General features: G+C 64.6%; 16 protein-coding genes. 13 read left to right on the top strand and 3 right to left on the bottom strand.

The features are described from left to right. Nucleotides 1-3: 3 nt before the first annotated feature. The 11 genes from rpsS (at nt 4) to BTO20_RS28580 (ending at nt 11,210) form a co-directional block, all read left to right on the top strand. Nucleotides 4-285 (top strand): 30S ribosomal protein S19, encoded by a 282-nt coding sequence (rpsS, locus tag BTO20_RS28630; protein ID WP_011558433.1) that lies wholly within the window; start codon nt 4-6, stop codon nt 283-285. Further along, nucleotides 282-770 carry a 50S ribosomal protein L22 gene (rplV, locus tag BTO20_RS28625; protein WP_087079307.1) on the top strand — a complete coding sequence of 163 codons (489 nt, stop codon included), beginning with the start codon at nt 282-284 and terminating at the stop codon, nt 768-770. The genes rpsS and rplV overlap by 4 nt, the downstream gene beginning before the upstream one ends. Next, the gene (gene rpsC / locus BTO20_RS28620; RefSeq protein ID WP_064946148.1) at nt 770-1,600 is read left to right on the top strand and encodes a 30S ribosomal protein S3; all 831 of its coding nucleotides are present in this window, start codon (nt 770-772) and stop codon (nt 1,598-1,600) included. Before rplV ends, rpsC begins: the two co-directional genes overlap by 1 nt. Nucleotides 1,601-1,602: 2 nt before the next feature. Then, nucleotides 1,603-2,019, top strand: a complete 417-nt coding sequence (gene rplP, locus BTO20_RS28615) for a 50S ribosomal protein L16 (protein WP_064946147.1) — start codon at nt 1,603-1,605, stop codon at nt 2,017-2,019. After that, nucleotides 2,019-2,252 (top strand): 50S ribosomal protein L29, encoded by a 234-nt coding sequence (gene rpmC, locus BTO20_RS28610; protein WP_029369110.1) that lies wholly within the window; start codon nt 2,019-2,021, stop codon nt 2,250-2,252. Before rplP ends, rpmC begins: the two co-directional genes overlap by 1 nt. Continuing rightward, nucleotides 2,252-2,548: a 30S ribosomal protein S17 gene (rpsQ, locus tag BTO20_RS28605; RefSeq protein WP_029369109.1), complete on the top strand. Its 297-nt coding sequence runs from the start codon at nt 2,252-2,254 to the stop codon at nt 2,546-2,548. Before rpmC ends, rpsQ begins: the two co-directional genes overlap by 1 nt. 404 nt (nt 2,549-2,952) lie before the next feature. Further along, nucleotides 2,953-4,503: a hypothetical protein gene (locus tag BTO20_RS28600; RefSeq protein ID WP_087079306.1), complete on the top strand. Its 1,551-nt coding sequence runs from the start codon at nt 2,953-2,955 to the stop codon at nt 4,501-4,503. A gap of 80 nt (nt 4,504-4,583) precedes the next feature. Further along, complete coding sequence (locus tag BTO20_RS28595; protein WP_232490889.1) at nt 4,584-6,509, top strand: cellulose biosynthesis cyclic di-GMP-binding regulatory protein BcsB; 1,926 nt, start codon at nt 4,584-4,586, stop codon at nt 6,507-6,509. A gap of 8 nt (nt 6,510-6,517) precedes the next feature. Then, nucleotides 6,518-8,032, top strand: coding sequence for a hypothetical protein (locus tag BTO20_RS28590; RefSeq protein WP_408632212.1), 1,515 nt, complete (start codon nt 6,518-6,520; stop codon nt 8,030-8,032). After that, nucleotides 8,029-9,516: a glycosyltransferase gene (locus BTO20_RS28585; RefSeq protein WP_087079303.1), complete on the top strand. Its 1,488-nt coding sequence runs from the start codon at nt 8,029-8,031 to the stop codon at nt 9,514-9,516. Before BTO20_RS28590 ends, BTO20_RS28585 begins: the two co-directional genes overlap by 4 nt. Further along, complete coding sequence (locus BTO20_RS28580; RefSeq protein WP_087079302.1) at nt 9,513-11,210, top strand: ABC transporter; 1,698 nt, start codon at nt 9,513-9,515, stop codon at nt 11,208-11,210. Before BTO20_RS28585 ends, BTO20_RS28580 begins: the two co-directional genes overlap by 4 nt. 12 nt (nt 11,211-11,222) lie before the next feature. Here the strand turns inward: BTO20_RS28580 and BTO20_RS28575 are convergent, their stop codons facing one another. Further along, on the bottom strand, nt 11,223-13,550 hold the full coding sequence (locus tag BTO20_RS28575) for an arylsulfatase (protein ID WP_087082819.1): 2,328 nt from the start codon (nt 13,548-13,550) through the stop codon (nt 11,223-11,225). 304 nt (nt 13,551-13,854) lie between these two features. On the opposite strand from BTO20_RS28575, the gene BTO20_RS28570 reads away from it, so the two are divergent. Next, nucleotides 13,855-14,040, top strand: coding sequence for a hypothetical protein (locus tag BTO20_RS28570; protein ID WP_087079301.1), 186 nt, complete (start codon nt 13,855-13,857; stop codon nt 14,038-14,040). Nucleotides 14,041-14,043: 3 nt separating this feature from the next. Here BTO20_RS28570 and BTO20_RS28565 read toward each other — a convergent pair whose 3' ends face one another. Both BTO20_RS28565 and BTO20_RS28560 read right to left on the bottom strand, forming a co-directional pair. Further along, a complete protein-coding gene (locus BTO20_RS28565) occupies nt 14,044-15,402 on the bottom strand; it encodes an alpha/beta hydrolase (protein ID WP_087079300.1) in 1,359 nt (452 codons plus the stop codon). 22 nt (nt 15,403-15,424) lie between these two features. Then, nucleotides 15,425-16,618: a lipase family protein gene (locus tag BTO20_RS28560; RefSeq protein WP_087079299.1), complete on the bottom strand. Its 1,194-nt coding sequence runs from the start codon at nt 16,616-16,618 to the stop codon at nt 15,425-15,427. A gap of 135 nt (nt 16,619-16,753) precedes the next feature. Here BTO20_RS28560 and BTO20_RS28555 point away from each other — a divergent pair, with 135 nt between their 5' ends. Next, nucleotides 16,754-18,037 carry a glycosyl hydrolase family 28-related protein gene (locus BTO20_RS28555; protein WP_087079298.1) on the top strand — a complete coding sequence of 428 codons (1,284 nt, stop codon included), beginning with the start codon at nt 16,754-16,756 and terminating at the stop codon, nt 18,035-18,037. Nucleotides 18,038-18,126: the final 89 nt, after the last annotated feature.

Here is an 18,126-nt window from a genome sequence, read left to right as displayed (position 1 = left end):
GCGATGCCACGCAGCCTGAAGAAGGGTCCGTTCGTCGACGACCATCTGTTGAAGAAGGTCGACGTTCAGAACGACAAGAACACCAAGCAGGTCATCAAGACCTGGTCGCGTCGGTCGACCATCATCCCGGACTTCATCGGGCACACCTTTGCGGTGCATGACGGCCGCAAGCACGTGCCGGTGTTCGTGACCGAGGCGATGGTCGGGCACAAGCTCGGCGAGTTCGCCCCGACGCGCACGTTCAAGGGTCACATCAAGGACGACCGGAAGAGCAAGCGTCGATGAGCACTGTTACCGAATACCCGTCAGCGACGGCGAAGGCGCGCTTCGTGCGCATCTCGCCGACCAAGGCCCGTCGCGTTATCGACCTGGTCCGCGGCAAGAGCGTCGAGGAAGCCCTCGACATCCTGCGGTGGGCGCCCCAGGCCGCCAGCGAGCCGGTCGCCAAGGTGATCGCGAGCGCTGCCGCCAACGCGCAGAACAACGAGGGTCTCGATCCGGCCACGCTGGTCGTCGCCACCGTCTTCGCAGACGAAGGCCCGACCGCCAAGCGCATCCGGCCGCGTGCCCAGGGTCGTGCGTTCCGAATTCGTAAGCGCACCAGCCACATCACCGTGATCGTGGAAAGCCGTCCGCCCAAGCAGAAGGGTGCGTCCGCACAGTCGGCACGCAGCCGTCGTGCCCAGGGCAGCAAGGCTTCCGCTGCCGCGAAGGCGGCGGCCTCAGACACGGCGGCGAAGTCCGCTGACTCGAAGGGAGGCTCGGAGTAGTGGGCCAGAAGATCAATCCCCACGGCTTCCGACTCGGCATCACGACCGAATGGAAGTCCCGCTGGTACGCCGACAAGCAGTACAAGGACTACGTCAAGGAAGACGTCGCCATCCGTCGCCTGCTGGCCACCGGCCTGGAGCGGGCCGGCATCGCCGATGTGGAGATCGAGCGCACCCGTGACCGGGTTCGCGTTGACATCCACACCGCGCGTCCCGGCATCGTGATCGGCCGCCGCGGCACCGAGGCCGACCGCATCCGTGCGGACCTGGAGAAGCTGACCGGCAAGCAGGTTCAGCTCAACATCCTCGAGGTGAAGAATCCTGAGTCGCAGGCTCAGCTCGTCGCCCAGGGTGTTGCCGAACAGCTGAGCAACCGTGTCGCGTTCCGTCGCGCCATGCGTAAGGCCATCCAGTCGGCGATGCGTCAGCCCAACGTCAAGGGCATCCGGGTGCAGTGCTCGGGCCGCCTCGGCGGTGCTGAGATGAGCCGCTCGGAGTTCTACCGCGAGGGCCGGGTTCCGCTGCACACGCTGCGGGCCGACATCGACTATGGCCTGTACGAGGCCAAGACCACCTTCGGCCGGATCGGCGTGAAGGTGTGGATCTACAAGGGCGACATCGTCGGTGGCAAGCGCGAGCTCGCTGCCGCCGCGCCGGCCGGTTCCGACCGTCCGCGTCGTGAGCGTCCTTCGGGCAGCCGTCCGCGTCGTAGCGGTTCGTCGGGTACCACCGCGACGAGCACCGAGGCCGGCCGTGCTGCCGAGGAGACCGCGGAGTCCGCAGTGCCGGTGACGGCTGAGGCGCCCTCCGCAGAGAACACGGAGAGCTGAACATGCTGATTCCCCGCAAGGTCAAGCACCGCAAGCAGCATCACCCCGAGCAGCGTGGCATCGCCAGCGGCGGCACCTCGGTGAGCTTCGGTGATTACGGCATCCAGGCCCTGGGCCATGCCTACATCACCAACCGGCAGATCGAGTCCGCTCGTATCGCCATCAACCGGCACATCAAGCGTGGCGGCAAGGTGTGGATCAACATCTTCCCGGACCGCCCGCTGACCAAGAAGCCTGCTGAAACCCGCATGGGTTCCGGTAAGGGTTCGCCGGAGTGGTGGGTCGCCAACGTCAAGCCCGGACGCATTTTGTTCGAGATCAGCTACCCCGACGAGAAGATCGCCAGGGAAGCGTTGACTCGCGCAATCCACAAGTTGCCGATCAAGGCACGCATCGTGAGTCGAGAGGAGCAGTTCTGATGGCAGTGGGAACTTCGCCTGGTGAACTGCGCGAACTGACCGACGACGAGCTGACGAGCAAGCTCCGCGAGTCGAAGGAAGAGCTGTTCAACCTGCGCTTCCAGATGGCGACCGGGCAGCTGGCCAACAACCGTCGGCTGCGCACTGTGCGCCAGGAGATTGCACGGCTTTACACCGTGCTGCGTGAACGTGAGTTGGGTCTGGCTTCCGGGCCCGGTGGTGAGGATTCGTAATGGCAGAAACTAAGGGCCCCAAGCACACCCCGGCCACCGAGCAGCCCCGTGGCCGTCGCAAGACCGCCATCGGCTACGTGGTGAGCGACAAGATGCAGAAGACCATCGTGGTCGAGCTGGAAGATCGCAAGAGCCACCCGCTCTACGGCAAGATCATCCGCACCACCAAGAAGGTGAAGGCGCATGACGAGAACGGTGAGGCCGGCATCGGTGACCGCGTCTCGTTGATGGAGACCCGGCCGCTGTCGGCCAGCAAGCGCTGGCGGCTGGTCGAGGTGCTCGAGCGCGCCAAGTAAGACATCACGAGTAGGTGTGCCCCGGATCCTCGGATCCGGGGCACATTTGCGTTTGAGCCGTCGTTTCAGCCCGCGTCGATTTCGACGTGAGGGTCGCGGTTTTGGCCGAGCAATGACCATCACGTCGAAATCGGCGGCGCGATCGTCTTTTCGCCGTCACCGCAGCGCGTGGACAGAAGGCTGTCGGCCATCAGGGTCTGCTCCTCGCGACCAGATTTGCTGATTCCGCAGCACGGCGCGACGCCCCAGCTGCGTCGCTGATTTGTGTTTGCTCACCGGTGCGGCTGTCATACCATCGCGCGTATGCGAGCGGGGAAATGGCATGTCATCGAGGATCATTGGGCTGAGCGCGGAAACCGCGAATTGACGGCTCGGTTAGCCATGAGCGTCCGCCGCCGGCGGCGATGACGACGACATCCTCGTCGACGGCATCGTCGACAGTCTCGCCGGGCCGGGTCGGATTCACGACGATTCTGGCGCGGTACTACGACGTCCATCCGTTTTACCGACTGGCGCTGCGGTGGGCCTTGATCATCGGCCTGACGGCGTTCGCGTTCCACGACAGCTTCGGCAGTCTCATCGCCACCACCAGGGCCGGCGGTATCGGCGGTTACGTCTGGACTGTGCCGGTGGCGGCCGCGCTGGTGGCCGTCGGGGTGTCCCGACGCAACCGCACCGAGCTCCCGATCCACGACCGACAGACCGACATCATCGTCGGCATCATGTGTTTGGGCCTGGCGCTGATGATCCAGGGTGCGCTGCTCGACCGGTACGCTCTGTATTTCCACCTGCTGCGGCTGGATCTGGTCGCGGCGTGGCTGTTCGTACTGTGCTGCTGCATCGTGCTGTTCGGTCTTCGCCCGGTACTGCGGTTCTTCTGGGTGTGGACGCTGTTCGCGATGGGCTTCTCCTTGCCGTACTACCTGACGGTGGTGATACTCGGCGGTGGAAAGTTCGCCGCGGGTGCGGCCACGCTGATCGTCGCCGCGATCGGCACCGGAATCGCCGTCGGCCGGACGGTTCGTCGCGGCGTCATCGGGTCGCTTGCTGCGTGGGCGTTCGGATTCGCGGTGCTCATCACCATCAGCGTGCTGCACCCCGCCGCGCCGCTCATCGTCTATCAACAACTGCCCGCCCTGTCGGCGATCTGTGTGGTCAACGTCGTGATGTATTTGGCGGCGCGCCGGGGTGTTCCGAAGCGATGGTTGGATCGCAAGGTGGAACCGCTTGCCGCCAGGCAGGTGTGGGCCGGAGTTCCCCTCGTTGTCGCGGTCGCGGTGGCACTGTCGTTCTGCGCGTTGCCGACTCAGGTGACCACGGCTCCGATCAGCCGTCCCAGCCCCGATGTGCTGACCCCGGGACAGCCGCTGGACGCACCGCCGGGGTGGTCGACGGCAGCTCGCGAAAACCACACCGAGGTGCACCGGCTGTACGGCGACAATGCCGTTCTGGTGCGCCAATACATGCGCGCGAACACCGGAAACCCGAGCTGGGACAAACTGGCCAAGCCGCGGACCCTCGTGGTGGACAGCATCGTCAGTCAGCGTCCGTTCACATTCGGGGTGTATCCGGCACGTGTCGTGTACGGGCTGACCGGCGCGCGGTTGAGCGAACTGCGCCCGGTCGATCTCGGCAACGGAGTACATGCCCAGATGTTGTCGGTGGTGGACGACGATCTCCTGGTGACCTGGAACTCACTGCAATTCGCTTGGGGCAACAACAATCTGGCGCAACGGGTGACGGTTTTCGCCGTTGACAATCACGAACCGAATGCACCCTTTCCGCATCCGTCGAAGAACATCGCCTCCACCATGCGGACCTTGACCACGTTGTTGTTCCGCGGCAACGCCGTTCTCGACGAGCAGACCCCCACCTTCAAGGACGGTGAGCTTCTCACCCTTTTCGGGCGAGCATTGGTGGCTGCGCAGTTTCCCTGCAACGGGCGATGCCAATGACTTTCATGACCCGTGCTTACGGATATAACGATTTCTGTGAACCCGGGCGCGTCAGCAACGTCCGGCTTAGGCTTCGACCTGTGACTGCACGGATGCTGCCGCTGTTCGCTGCTGTGATCGTCGTTGCCGGAACTGTTCTCCCAGGGGTGGCGACCGCCGCACCGGAAGATGGTCCGTCACTCGCAAATTCGCCGACCTTGAGTTTGAGGACGTTGGGTTCCGACCCTGACATCGCGCTCTACGGCGTCGAAGGTGTGCAGACGGTGACGGTTCCGGTGCAGCCCGGCCTCGCCGCGGCCGAATTGGTCGCAACCGCAGTGCTACCGGTCAATGCGCGGGGTGGCACACTGGAAGTGACTCAGGAGGATCGCACACTGGCCCGCGTTCCGCTGCCTCCGGACCAAGGGCCCATATCCATCCCGCTGGCTGGTGCCCGAGTCGTCGACAACGCGGTCACGGTGTTGCTACGCAGTTATCTGACGCTGCCGGACGGGTACTGCGTGTACGACGCGACGAACCCACTGCGGCTGGTCGACGCGGCGATCCGTTACACAGGCCAGGAAATACCACCCGCCACGATTGCCGACTTCCTGCCCCCGGTGCTGCAGAAGCTCACGGTGTTCGTGCCGTCGAATCCGTCGAAGGCCGAGTCGGACGCGGCACTGCGGCTCGTCACGGCCACCGTGGCGCGCTACGGTCTGCAGCGCACCGCTGTCGACCTCGTGCCGACCGATGGCGGGGCCGTGCCACCGCCGGCCGCACTGGAACGGCAGATCATGGTGCGTGAAGGGCAAGCGCCCGGACTGAGCCTTCAGGGTCCCAATGCCGTTCCTGTCCTCGTGATTTCGGGACCGCCGGGGGAGCTGACCAATCAGGCGCGGCTGCTGTCCAGTGACATCTCGAAGCTCGCCGTTCGCTCCAAGGCCGTCGCCGGGCCGTTGTCGACAACTCCGCAGCTACCCAGTGACATGACCACCATCCGCCGGCTCGGGCAGCCCGGCGTCAACGCCACTGCACTGGTCAATCCGCGGGTGACCGTGCCGCTGGATCAGACCAGGCTCGGCAGGTCTGTACACGGCGTCAGAGTCCATCTGCAGGGGTCCTACACCCCATTGCCGTCGAGCGTCGCCGGGCAAGTCGTGGTCAGCATCGGGGGACAGACCATCGACCGGTGGGCGACCGAGACCGACGGTCGCATCGACCGCTGGATCGACGTGCCCGACCGGTTGTTGCAGCGGTACACGAATCTGGACATCGCGGTGAATGCCGCGGGCAACACCGGCAGGTGCGGGGAGTTCCAGCCGATCACCCTGACCATCGACGGCGAGTCACCGGTCGAGAGCAAGTTGGCCAAGCCTCCGGTCCCGGGTGGCTTCCAGGCGTTGCCGCAGGCGTTGATGCCGCGCGTGGAGGTCGGCATCGACGACGGCTTCGCCAATCTGCGGCGGGCGGCGCTGATCCTCACCGGACTGCAGCGCCTGAGCGCCCGCCCGTTCGACACCGCCGTGGTTTCCCGCCAGGACGCCATCACGTCGTCGAACCCCGCTCTCGTGGTGAGTCCCGATCGCTGGGACGCAGCCTCGATCGCTCTGCCGGTGTCGGTGGATTCGCAGGACATGATCACCGTCGAGAATGTCGACGGCAGTGGGACATCCAGCACGCTCACCTTGGATCCGAAGATCGGATTCGGCTCGTTGCAGACGCTCTACTCCGGTGGCCGCACACTGCTCGTCGCGACGTCCACCAACACCCCGGACGAGCTCGACCGGCTGCTCGGATGGCTCAACGCCGATACCACCCGATGGTCCGGCCTGACCGGCAATGCGCTGATCGCCGTGGCCGATCGTGACCCGATCCAAGTCAACACTGCGACAGCGCAACCGGAGTCGGCCGTCGCGAGTACTGACCGGAAGGCGCTCTACCTCGGTATCGGCGCCGTCGTGGTCGTGCTGGCTGCTCTCGGTGCCGGGGCGATCGCCTGGCGCGGCCGGCGGTCGCGGAGCTAGCCGTGACCATGACCGTCGACGCGGGGCGATGGGAGTCCTTGCAGACATGGTGGTTCGGCCTCAATCCCACGGTACGGCTGGTATCGCGGTGGCTCCTCATCGCCGTGCTGACGCTCATGGCGTTCTGGGACAGCCTGGACAACCTCATCGACACCACGTTGGCCGGCGGCCTCATCGGCTATGTGTGGATGGTTCCGATCGCGGCGCTGCTCGCCGCGTTGGGGGTGAACTTCCGACGCCGCACCGAATTGCCCATCCACGACCGGCAGACCGATGTCATCGTCGGCATCATCGGTTTGGGGCTGGCGCTCATGGTCCAGGGTGTGCTGCTCAAACGCTATTCGGAGTTCTTCCACCTCATGCGCCTGGATCTGCTGGCCATGTGGCTCTTCATGCTCAGCAGCAGCATTGTGCTGTTCGGCGTGCGTCCGGTCGCACGATTCGGCTGGGTGTGGGTGTTGTTGTCGCTCGTGTCGGCGCTGCCGTACCAGGTGGTGGTGATCACGCTGGGCGGCGGCAAGTTCGCCGCTGGAGTCGGAACGCTGTTCATCGCGGCTGCCGCGACCGCCATCGCGGTGGGGCGCAGTCGCAGGCGCGCGGCTGTCGGTGCCGCCGGTGCGTTCCTCTTCGGTTTTCTACTCCTGACACTTCTGCAGCTTCTGACACCCGACGCTCCGGTCCTCGCATATCAGATGATTCCGTCGCTCACGGCAATCGTCGCGGTCGGCGTCGCGGCGTTTCTCTATACCCGCCGGGGCCAGCCCAAGAAGCTCCTGGATCGCAAGATCGAACCCCTTGCCGCCAAGCAGATCTGGTCGGCCATCCCGCTCGTGGTGGCGGTCGCGGTCGCGCTGGCATTGATGCCGCTGCCGCGACAATTGAGTGCGACCGAGATAAGCCGCAGTGCGCCCTACGATCTCGATCCGGGTCGACGCCTCTCAGCGCCGCCCGGTTGGACAGCCGTCGGGGAGCAGACCTATACCGGAGTGGCCCGTTACTACGGTGACGACGCGATCCTGGTGCGCCAACGGATGGTCGCCGATGTCGGTGATGCCCGGTTCGACAAGCTCTCCGCGCCGCGAATACTCATGGTCGACAGCATCGTCAGCGAGCTGCCGTTCTCGTTCGATGCCTATCCCGGGCAGGTGCTGTACGACACCACCGGTACCCGGCTCAGTGCTCCGCGCGCCGTCGACCTCGGCCACGGGGTGCGCGGAAAGCTGTTCTCGGCCATCGACGACCGTCTACTGGTGACGTGGGACGTGCTGCGGTTCGCGTGGGGCGACGAGGATCAGGACCAGCTCGTCGACGTCTTCGCAGTCGACAACCACCTCCCCGACGCGCCGTTCCCGGATCCCCAACGTGGCCTGGTGTCCACGCTGCGCAACCTGCTCACCGTGCTCTTCCGGGGCAACTCGGTTCTGGTGCAGCGGCTGCCGACATACAAGGATGCCGACCTGCTCACCGAGTTCGGTCGGGCACTGGTGGCCGAGCAGTTCGCGCGGGCGGAGTCCGGCCGATGAGATATGGCGAGACCTTCGACCCGGAGACCGTCACCGACGATCAGCGGGAGTACGCGTTGCACCGCGCGATCAACGGCCTGCGGGAGGACGATCCGGTGCACTCCGCGTCCACCCCGCTGCTGGGCTGGCAGAAGCCTGTGCTGTGGGGCCTGCTGGCGATCGTGATCGCCTTCGGCGTGTGGCGGCCGATGCAGACGGCGGTCGTGCTCATCGGCTTGTGCACGCTGGCCTACCTGTTGACGTTGGGCGACCGGGTGCTGATCTTCAAGCGTGGGTTGGCGTCGCGGCCCATCGTGATCTCCGACGAGGCGGCCCGGGCGATTGCGGACGCCGACCTGCCGTCGTACACGATCCTGGTACCGGCGTACAACGAACCGGAGGTGGTCGCCGACCTCATCGGCGCGATGGACGCCCTGGAATACCCGCGCGACAAGCTGCAGGTGCTGCTGTTGCTGGAGGCCGACGATCAGGTCACCATCGACGCCGCCGAGGCCTGCGGCGAATCCGACGTCATCACAATCCTTCTGGTGCCGCCGGCAGAGCCGCGCACCAAACCCAAGGCGTGCAACTACGGTCTGCATTTCGCGACCGGCGACATCGTCACGATCTTCGATGCCGAGGACCTGCCCGAACCGTTGCAACTGCGGCGCGTGGTGACGGCCTTCCGTCAGCTGCCGGACAATGTGGCGTGCGTGCAGGCCAAGCTCGTCTATCACAACGGTCACCAGAATCTGTTGACCGCGTGGTTCACCGCCGAGTACGCGCTGTGGTTCGGCTATCTGCTGCCCGGGATGATGGTGAGCACGTCACCGATCCCGTTGGGCGGCACATCGAATCACCTGCGGCGTGACATCCTGCGCAAGATCGGCGCGTGGGATCCGTTCAACGTCACCGAAGACGCGGACCTGGGCCTGCGCATCGCGTCGCACGGCTATCGCACCGCCGTCATCGACTCGTTCACGCTGGAAGAGGCCAACAGCGATGCCATCAACTGGGTGCGGCAGCGATCCCGGTGGTACAAGGGCTATCTGCAGACCTGGCTGGTTCACATCCGCGAGCCGCTCAAGCTGTACCGGACCCTCGGCTTGCGCAGCTTCATCCGGTTCACCCTGGTGCTCGCGGGCACGCCGATCATCGCGGTGCTGAATCTGCTGTTCTGGTTCATCACGGTGCTGTGGTTCCTCGGCCAGCCCGCTGTGGTCGGCGAAGTGTTCCCCGTTTTCATCTACTTCCCGGCGTTGATCGCGATGGTCATCGGCAATTTCACCGTGATGTACATGAACATGGTTGCCCTGCGCGAGGACGACCGGTCGGACCTGCTGCTGGCGGCGCTGAGTGTGCCGCTGTTCTGGCTGATGATGAGCGTCGCCGCGGCCAAGGGCTGTTATCAGATGATCCGGCAGCCGTCGTTCTGGGAGAAGACGTTTCACGGGCTGGCCGAGCGTCCCGAGGACACCACGACCGATGAGGCGGCTGCCGCATGACCGGAACGGTGCCGGCGCGGTCGGACCGCAGGCTCAAATTCACCGTCTTCTTCGTGTTCTTGTTCGTCTATCTCGCGGTGGGGTATTGGCTGCAGGTTCACCACGGATTCATCATGGGCGACACGCTGTCACGGGTGGCGGCCACTCAATCCGTGTTGTTCAGCCGCGATCCGCATCTCGCCGCGCTGGGCTTCATCTTCACGCCGGTCGCGGCGATGGTGCAGATCCCGGCGATCGCCCTGAGCACACTGTGGTCGGACATCGCCGCACGTGCGTTCTCAGGCACCATCATGTCGGCGACCTTCATGGCGGGCGGCGCCGTACAGATCTTGAGCATGGGCACCGATCGTGGTCTGCCGCGCGCGTATTCGTTGACCATCACGGTGTTGTTCGCGCTCAACCCGATGATCGTGTTCTACGGCTCCAACGGCATGAGCGAGGCGCCGTTCATCTTCTTCATGTCCTGGGCGGTGCGCCGGCTCATCATGTGGATGATCGACGATGATGTCCACCACCTGGTCACCGCAGGCGGTATCGCGATGGGGTTGGCGTATCTGACCCGCTACGACGCCGCGGCGTGTATCGGCGCTGCCGGGATCCTGGTGGGCGTCACCACCTATGTGCGCGCCACCCCGCGCCCCCGAGTGCGGCGCGCGATTCTGGATCTGTTGATCGTGAGCGGTCCGGGCGCGTTGGCCTTCCTGGGCTGGGCCGCCGCTGGGTGGTTGATCACCGGTGAGGCCTTCGCGCAGTTCACCTCCCAATACGGCAACACCGCGATCCTGGAACAATCGGGCCAGACCGCACCGAATTTCGCGCATGGCGTGCAGTTCGCGCTGGTGTGCGTCATGCTGCTGGCCCCGACGATGCTCCCGCTGATGTTGTGGGTGCTGATGCAGCGGTGGGGGCGACCCAACTGGCAGGTGCTGCTGGTACCGGTGGCGTTGTTCGGTGCCGTACTCGCGTTCCAGACCTACAGCTACTCGGCCGGATCGACGTTTCCGTTCCTGCGGTTCTTCATCATCGCGATTCCGATGACCGCATGCCTGGCCATGCTCGCGGTACCCGACGGTGTTCTCGCGACGCCTACCCGGCGCGGCCGATATGCACCCCAGGTCGTCTCACCCGCCGCCGAAACGCCCAAACGACTCCCGGTCGTGCGCTACGCGGCGGTCGCAGCCATCGTGGCCATCGGGATCCCCGTGACAGTCGTCGGTATGGCCCAACCCGACTACGCCCCACAGGAATACGGGTTGGGTGCGGTGCTGAAGCCGGACCCCTACAACGTCACCGAACGCAAGGCCACCGAACACCGCATCGCTCGGACCTTCGGCACCGAACGCAAGATCGCCGAGTATCTGCAGGCGTTGAACCTGCCCGACAGTTCGGTGATCACCGACACCGTATACGGCTTCGGCATTCTCGCCGCGTCGCCACGTCCGCGGGTGTTCGTGATCCCGTCCGACCCCGACTTCACCGAATTGCTCAACGATCCGAGTGCCAACGGCATCCGGTATCTACTCGCGGTGCCGCCCATCGGCCGCGGCACCTCCGATGCTCTCAATCTGCGGTACCCGACGTTGTACAACACCGGAGCCGACGTGGCGACCCTGGAGCTCGAGATCCCCAACGACGGTGACGGCCAGCCGGATTGGCGGCTGTACCGGGTCAACGAGCGCGTCGAGGTCCGCTAGGTCGCCGAATCCCTATTCCCGCACCAACATCGCGTGTGCCTCGATGTCCTCGTTGATGTAGTGATCGCCTTCGAGCGTGATGGTGACATGGTCCACGGTGAGCCCGGTGAGTTCGAATCGCGCCGGGTATTGCTTACTGACCGGGTCGGCCGTGTCCCGTCCGACACCCAGACCTTCTCCCGCAAGGCTGAACTTGCCCGGCTGAGTGCGCAATGCGCCACTGCCCACTTCGGTGCCGTCGACGCTCAGGTGCAACGTGCCGTTTGCCACGCCGGGTGGGTCTTCCGCGTCTTTGACGAATTCGGCGATGACCGAATGCTGTCCGGGGGTGAGTGCCTGTTTGCCGGATACCAGCGTCTCGTCGATGCCCAGAAAGTTGTAGACGTAGTGCAGTTGGCCGTCTTTGACGAACAGCGAGTGGCCGCCGAACCTGCTGCCCTGGGCGACTATCACCCCGGACGGTGCGTCCGCGGTGACGTCGATGTCGGCGCGGATCTTGAACGAGCGGTTGCGGATGTTCGGCGCGACTCCCTCGGGTATGTCCGCGGTGCCGGGATAGTAGGTGAACTCGGTGCGGTGGGCACTGGCACTCGGCCGCTCTTGGGTGAGCCGCTCCCGGGCGGTTCGGTCGTCGAGTGGGAACACATTGTTACGGCCGGCGATGGCGAACCACATGCCCACCATCTCGGAGACCTTCTCCGGGTGATCGGCTGCAACATCGTGCATTTCGGCGCGGTCGGTTTCGGTGTGGTAGAGCTCCCAGGCATCGCTGCCGAAATTGCCGATACCGGACAGGGCACCGTGGCGCGCGACGATTTTCCAGCCGTCGTGGTACAGAGCGCGGGTACCGAGCATCTCGTAGTACTGCGTGGTCCGGGTGCTTTCGGCATCGGGTGCGTCGAAGGTGTACCGCATCGACACGCCCTGAATGGGGTACTGGGTGACGCCGTTGATCGCGTCGGGCGGTGTGATCTGGGCGCAGTCGTAGACAGTCGGCACGATGTCGATCGCGTGGTGGTACTGGTCGCGGAATTCGCCGCCCACCGCCGACATTTCGGCGGGCCACGATACGATCAGCGGGTCGGCGATGCCGCCTTCGAGCGTGTACCGCTTGAACATCTTGTACGGGGTGTTGAACGCGACGGCCCAACCGGTGGGGTAGTGGTTGTAGGTGTCGGGGCCGCCGAGAAGGTCGAGCTTCTGCAGGTTCTCGGCCAGGTCGTCGGGCCAGTTGTTGAAGAACTTGTTCTCGTTGACCGAACCGTTGGGGCTGCCTTCACCGCTGGCACCGTTGTCGGACACGACGACGATGACGGTGTTGTCGAGCTGACCGGACTGCTCCAGATAGTCGACGAGACGGCCGAGTTCGTAGTCGGTATAGCTGGAGAACCCGGCATAGACCTCCGCCATGCGGGTGAACAGTTTCTTTTCGTCGTCACCCAGTTCGTCCCACGGGCGCACCAGGTCGATCTCGGCGATCACCTCGGGTGCAGGCCAGGGATTGATCGGGGCCATCTCGGTGTCGGGAGGTACGACACCCAGTTGCTTCATGCGTTCGAGCGTCTTCTCGCGGTACACCTCGTAGCCCTCGTCGAAGACACCGTGGTACTTGTCGACCCACTCTTTCGGGGAGTGATGGGGTGCGTGGTTGGCGCCGAACGCCAGGTACATGAGCCACGGCTTGTCGGGGTTCACCTGTTGGCCGTCCCGGATGAATTCGATCGACTTGTCCACCAAGTCCTTTGACAGGTGGTAGCCGTCGTCGGGCAGGTATGGCTGGTCGACGGTGTGGTTGTCGTAGACGAGGTCGGGGAACCACTGATTGCTCTCCCCGCCGAGGAAGCCGTAGTAGCGTTCGAATCCGCGGCCCAGCGGCCAGGTGCGGCGGGACCCACCCATGTTGGATTCGTTCTCCGGTGTGAGGTGCCACTTGCCGACGCAGTAGGTGCTGTACCCGTTGTCCCGCAGCACCTCGGCCACCGTTCCGGATTCGGGTGGAATGACCGCGGATTGCCCTGGATAACCTCCCGCCCCCTCGACGATGCAGGCCATGCCGTTCATGTGGGCGTTGCGGCCGGTGAGTAGCGAGGATCTCGTCGGTGAGCACAGCGCGGTGGTGTGCCAGTTCGAGTACCGCAGTCCACGCTCGGCGATGCGATTCAATGTCGGCATCTCGATCAGGCCACCGAAGGTGTCCCAGGCGCCGATCCCGGTGTCGTCCCACACCACGTAGAGCACGTTGGGCGCGCCGTCGCGCGCCTGCGGTGGCGCAAACGGACCCCAGTCCTCGGTGGAGTCCCGCACGTCCATGTTGATGACGCCATTGAACCGACCGGCCATGCGTGTGCCTTCCATCCGTAAACCGTTGCCACCGAATTCGATTGGCAGTGTGCGCGGTAGTGCACGGGCAGCGGCGGACCGCTTGCCACCGAAGTATCAGCAGTAGACATGTGCCCGCGTTCCCATGACAACACTATTTGGACTGCCCTGGGGACGCATCGCCCGAATGGGGTGAGGTTGGAATCTGTCCATCCGGGTCGGCGGGCGATCCCCGGTGGCTGTGTGCGCTGACAAACACCAACTGACGCTGAGTAATTCGCAGTGGATGGTGACGGAGCGGGCGTCGGCGTGACAGCATCGGGCCATGGCCGAAAGTGGATCTGAATTCCCTGTGCACGTCGATCGCTATCACCCGCCGCAGCCCGAGTGGACCTTTCCGAACGCCAAGATCAACCTGTACGCAACCATCGAGTCGGTGACATTCAATTTCGGTGATTTCGACGAACCCACAGGGATGTATCGGCTGGAACTGGCCACCAAGATGGACTGACCCCTAGGCGACCCCCGGCAGCGGGCGCTGCTCGGTGTCGGGGGTACCCAGCCGACCGGCCAACCACGGCAACGCGTCGGCGAAACCGCGGGCAGCCGCCGTGAAGGTGTGGTTGCCGGGATAGCTGACCACCGAGCATTCCACGTTGTGGGCGCTGAGCAGCACGCACAACTTGTTGGCGTTGGCGGCGTGGTCCTCGGAGTACTGATCCCACCCGGCGACAGCCTCGGGCTGGACGGGATCATCGCCTCCGGCGCGGTGGACGGTCGGCGTTTCTTCTGAAACACCCAGCCACGCAGCCATGTTCGCATAACGCCCGTGCTTCTCGATGAGAGTCTTCGGGTCGAATGCGGCCCACGCCGCGGCGTCGCCGCCGAACAACCGGGCGATGGTCTGCGGCTTGGTTCCGCTGTTGGGACCCAGCTGTCCATCCAGCGCGACAAAGGCGCTGAACAGCTCCGGATTCCTGGCTGCCAGCATGAGTGCGCAGGTGCCTCCTGACGACCAGCCGAGCAGACCCCAGTGGGCGGGATCGGGGCTCACCCCAAAGCGGGATACCACATACGGTCGGACATCCTCGGTGAGATGGTCGGCCGCGTTGCCACGCGGGCCGTTGACGCACTCGGTGTCATTGTTGAAGGTGCCCGTGGAGTCGGGGAACACCACCACCACCGGCGTGTTCCCACGGTGGAACGCGGCGAATTCGTCGAGGGTCTTGAGCGCACCACCGGACTCCGGCCAGTCGGAAGGATGACTGAATTCGGCGCCGATGGCCATCACGGCGGGCAGCCTCGGCGGGGGATCAGACCGGAACCAGGCCGGCGGCAGGTAGACCAACTCCCGTCGATGACCGAATCCGGATGCGTCCCTGGGGATGTCCACCCACACCATGGTGCCGCGGGTCGGCTCTTCGTGGTTCTGACGCATCGTGGCCACGGCCGCCTCGTCGATCCACTGCGGCGGATCGGATCCCGTCACGCGCTGCCAGGCCGACTGCACGGTCGGGAAGTAGCCTGTGGCGATGTTCAACTCCGAAAACCCGCACAGCACGGCGAGAAAAACGGCCAGCACCGACACGATGCGACGCCACCACCGATTACCGCGCCACGCCAGCACTGCCATCGCCGCGGCGAACCCGGTGATGACCACCCAGAGCACACTGCCGAGCGACGCGGCCTTCTCCGACCATCCCTGGTACTTGACGAATACGCGGACGACGACGGCGAGCAACACGCCCGTCAGCAGTGCGACCGTCAGCCACCGAAGCAGGGGTCTGCCGCCCAGGCGTCCGATGCCGATCACCAGTGCCGCGATCGCCAGCACTTCCAGCCCGATGGGCACCGCTCCGCTGATCAGTGACATGCCGGGCTCCTATGCCTGAGGCTCATGGTTTGTGGCCTGCCGTGAAGCTCGGGCAATCATTGGCCGACGGCAGTGATTTCATGCGGTCGGTGAGCCAACCCAGAGCAGCGACGGGGTCGATCTGCTCACGTCCCTTGTCCGGCCAGAAGGCGATCTGCATGACGTCACCCATCTGGCAGGCGTCGGCGATTGCCTGATCCGTCCATGCGGCGGGGATCACCGAGTCCTGACCGCCGTAGATGACGTACATCGGCGCCTGGGTCGGGCCTTGGGGCAGGTTGGTCTTCTGCAGGTAGCCGCGCAGGGTCTGCAGGGCCGCGGGGCTGGCGGGGCGCAAGTCTTGCGGCGCAATCTTGTCGGCCAGTGCTCTTCGCTGCGCGACATCACCGCAGTTGAGCAGGGCGTCCCAGTTCTGTTCTGCCGCACCGCGCCGATAGTCGTCGAGCTCGAAGTCGTAGTAGTACTCGTTTTTCAGGGCGGCCAGATAGGCCACGTAGACCAGCTTCTGGTCGGCGTTCAAAGTGCCGGCCATCGCGGCGTCGGCCAGCCCCGTGAATTGTGCCATCGGCGCAAGAGACGCTGCGGCAACCAGTTTGAGATCGTTACCGTAATTGTCCGCGAGTTCGTTTGCGGCCCAGGCCGCCTGCCCACCCTCCTGCGCGCCGAGCGCGGCCCATGAGGTCGAGGTGTTCGGAACCAGATTCCGTGCCGCGCGTACGGCGTCGATCATGGTGAAACCACTTGTGGTGGAGTCCAGGTACGGATGGAAGTCATACTCGTCGGGTTTCGCCGGCTTACCCAGGCCTTGATAATCGGGCACGGTGACCACGTAGCCGGCGTCGAGCAGCGCTACGACGGTCGCCGCCTCGCCGAGCAGATCGGGAGACAAGGACGCAGCGCACTCCGGTGCGGTGCCGGTGTTCCGGTGTCCCAGGGCCACAATCGGAAAACCCTCGGGAGGCGGCGTGCCCTTGGGTACGAACACCGATCCCGTCACATGCGAGACCGCGTCGTTGACACCGTTGCGTGACGCATATGTCATGGTGCGAGCCGACGACGCCGCATCACGCAGCGCCTGGTCCAGATTGTCCGCGGGAGCATCTGCGATGACGTGGCCTGCAGTGTCGGGGTCTTCGGCAGTGCGCTGTTCGGCGGACCCGCCACACGCAGTGACGACGGCGAGAATGACCGACAGCAGTGCCAGGACTCGAACCATCGAATGTCTCCCCGCGGATCCGTGGCTGCTTGGTGGAATAGCCCCATCTTTTCATCCACGCGTCGCCATCGTGCCGCATATGCCGAACCCCGATACGCGAAACCACCGGCATTTGCGCAAATACAATTCGGTGCCATGGCTGTTATCGACGTGACGGCATACGGTGCGACCGGAGACGGCGCGACCGACGATTTTGCCGCGGTGATGGCCGCTGTTCGGGAAGCGGTAGCCGGTGGTGGCGGCACGGTGTTCTTCCCGGCCGGCGACTACGCGCTGTCCGGTTCGATCGGCGACGGCGCGGACGGTTTCGCGCGGATCTGCCTGCTCGGCGCGGGTGAGCGGGCTGCGCGACTTCGCGTTACGAGCGACGTCGCGCCCATCAGCGGGCGCTGGACGGAATGCCGCATCGAAAACCTCAGGGTTGACGCGGACTTTCGCGGGTCACCGGCGTTCGATGTGGAGCTCGACAAGAGCTATGTCAGGCACTGCTGGCTCAGCGGCTGGACCGGGTACGGCATGCGGGTCAATGCCACCACCGACGGGCTGCTGAACTGGATCGACGACAACTTCATCGAACAGTGCAGCGGCTACGGCATCTACACCACTTATCACTTCTACGACTCCTGGATCGTCAACAACAACATCGGGTCGACGGGTCCCAACTTGTCGATCGAGGCAGGTCCGGTCCGCATCATCGCCAACCACCTCAACGGCGCGCCGCAGAACAACATTGAGCTTCGTGGCAACAAGCAGCTGACCATCATCGGCAACATCTGCGAAGGTGCGCGGCACGAGGCGATAGTTTTCACCATGCCGCCGTGGCTGGAATCGGACAACGAGCAGGTGGCCATCGTCGGCAACAACATCACCAACGGCGGCAAGGGTGCGACGAATGTCTTTCCGGCGATCGGGATCTACTCGGTTGACGCCGATCACCGCACCATGGGATTCAACGTCACCGGCAACTTCATCGCCAACGTGGACGACGGTGCCGGATGGAGCTACGCGGTCGACGCGCAATATGTCGACAACATCGCGATATGCGGAAATCAGTGGGACAACAACGGTTACAGTGTGGCTCCCGTCCGTGCCGACGGCAGCAACGTCGGCGTCGCGGGTAACACGTCGGGGAATCGGACGGTACCGCGACGCTCGGTCCTCACGTTGACCCGCGATCACCCGTTCGATGCGGTGCCGGGCACCGATTACGTCTATGTGCTCGCCACCGGCGTCTCGACAGTCACTTTGCCGACGGCCGTAGACAACACGTGCCGCTACACCGTCAAGAACGCCACCGGCAGCACAGTGACACTTCGCGCCGCGGCGGGACAATCCATCGACGGTGCAGCCGATTTCGTGCTGGCCACCGGTGCGGCGGTCGACGTGGTCTCCGACGGGGTGAATTGGTGGCTCATATGACGCGTACCGGCAACGTGATCTTTGTTTGCCCAGCTGGGTATCGCCCAAAATGGGTGAGGCCGACGCAATTTCACCCAACGGAATTCTCG

Source organism: Mycobacterium dioxanotrophicus, from assembly GCF_002157835.1.
GTDB classification, from domain to species: Bacteria; Actinomycetota; Actinomycetes; order Mycobacteriales; family Mycobacteriaceae; genus Mycobacterium; species Mycobacterium dioxanotrophicus.
The sequence above is the reverse complement of the archived record's forward strand: the minus strand, read 5'-3'. Positions and strand labels throughout refer to the sequence as shown.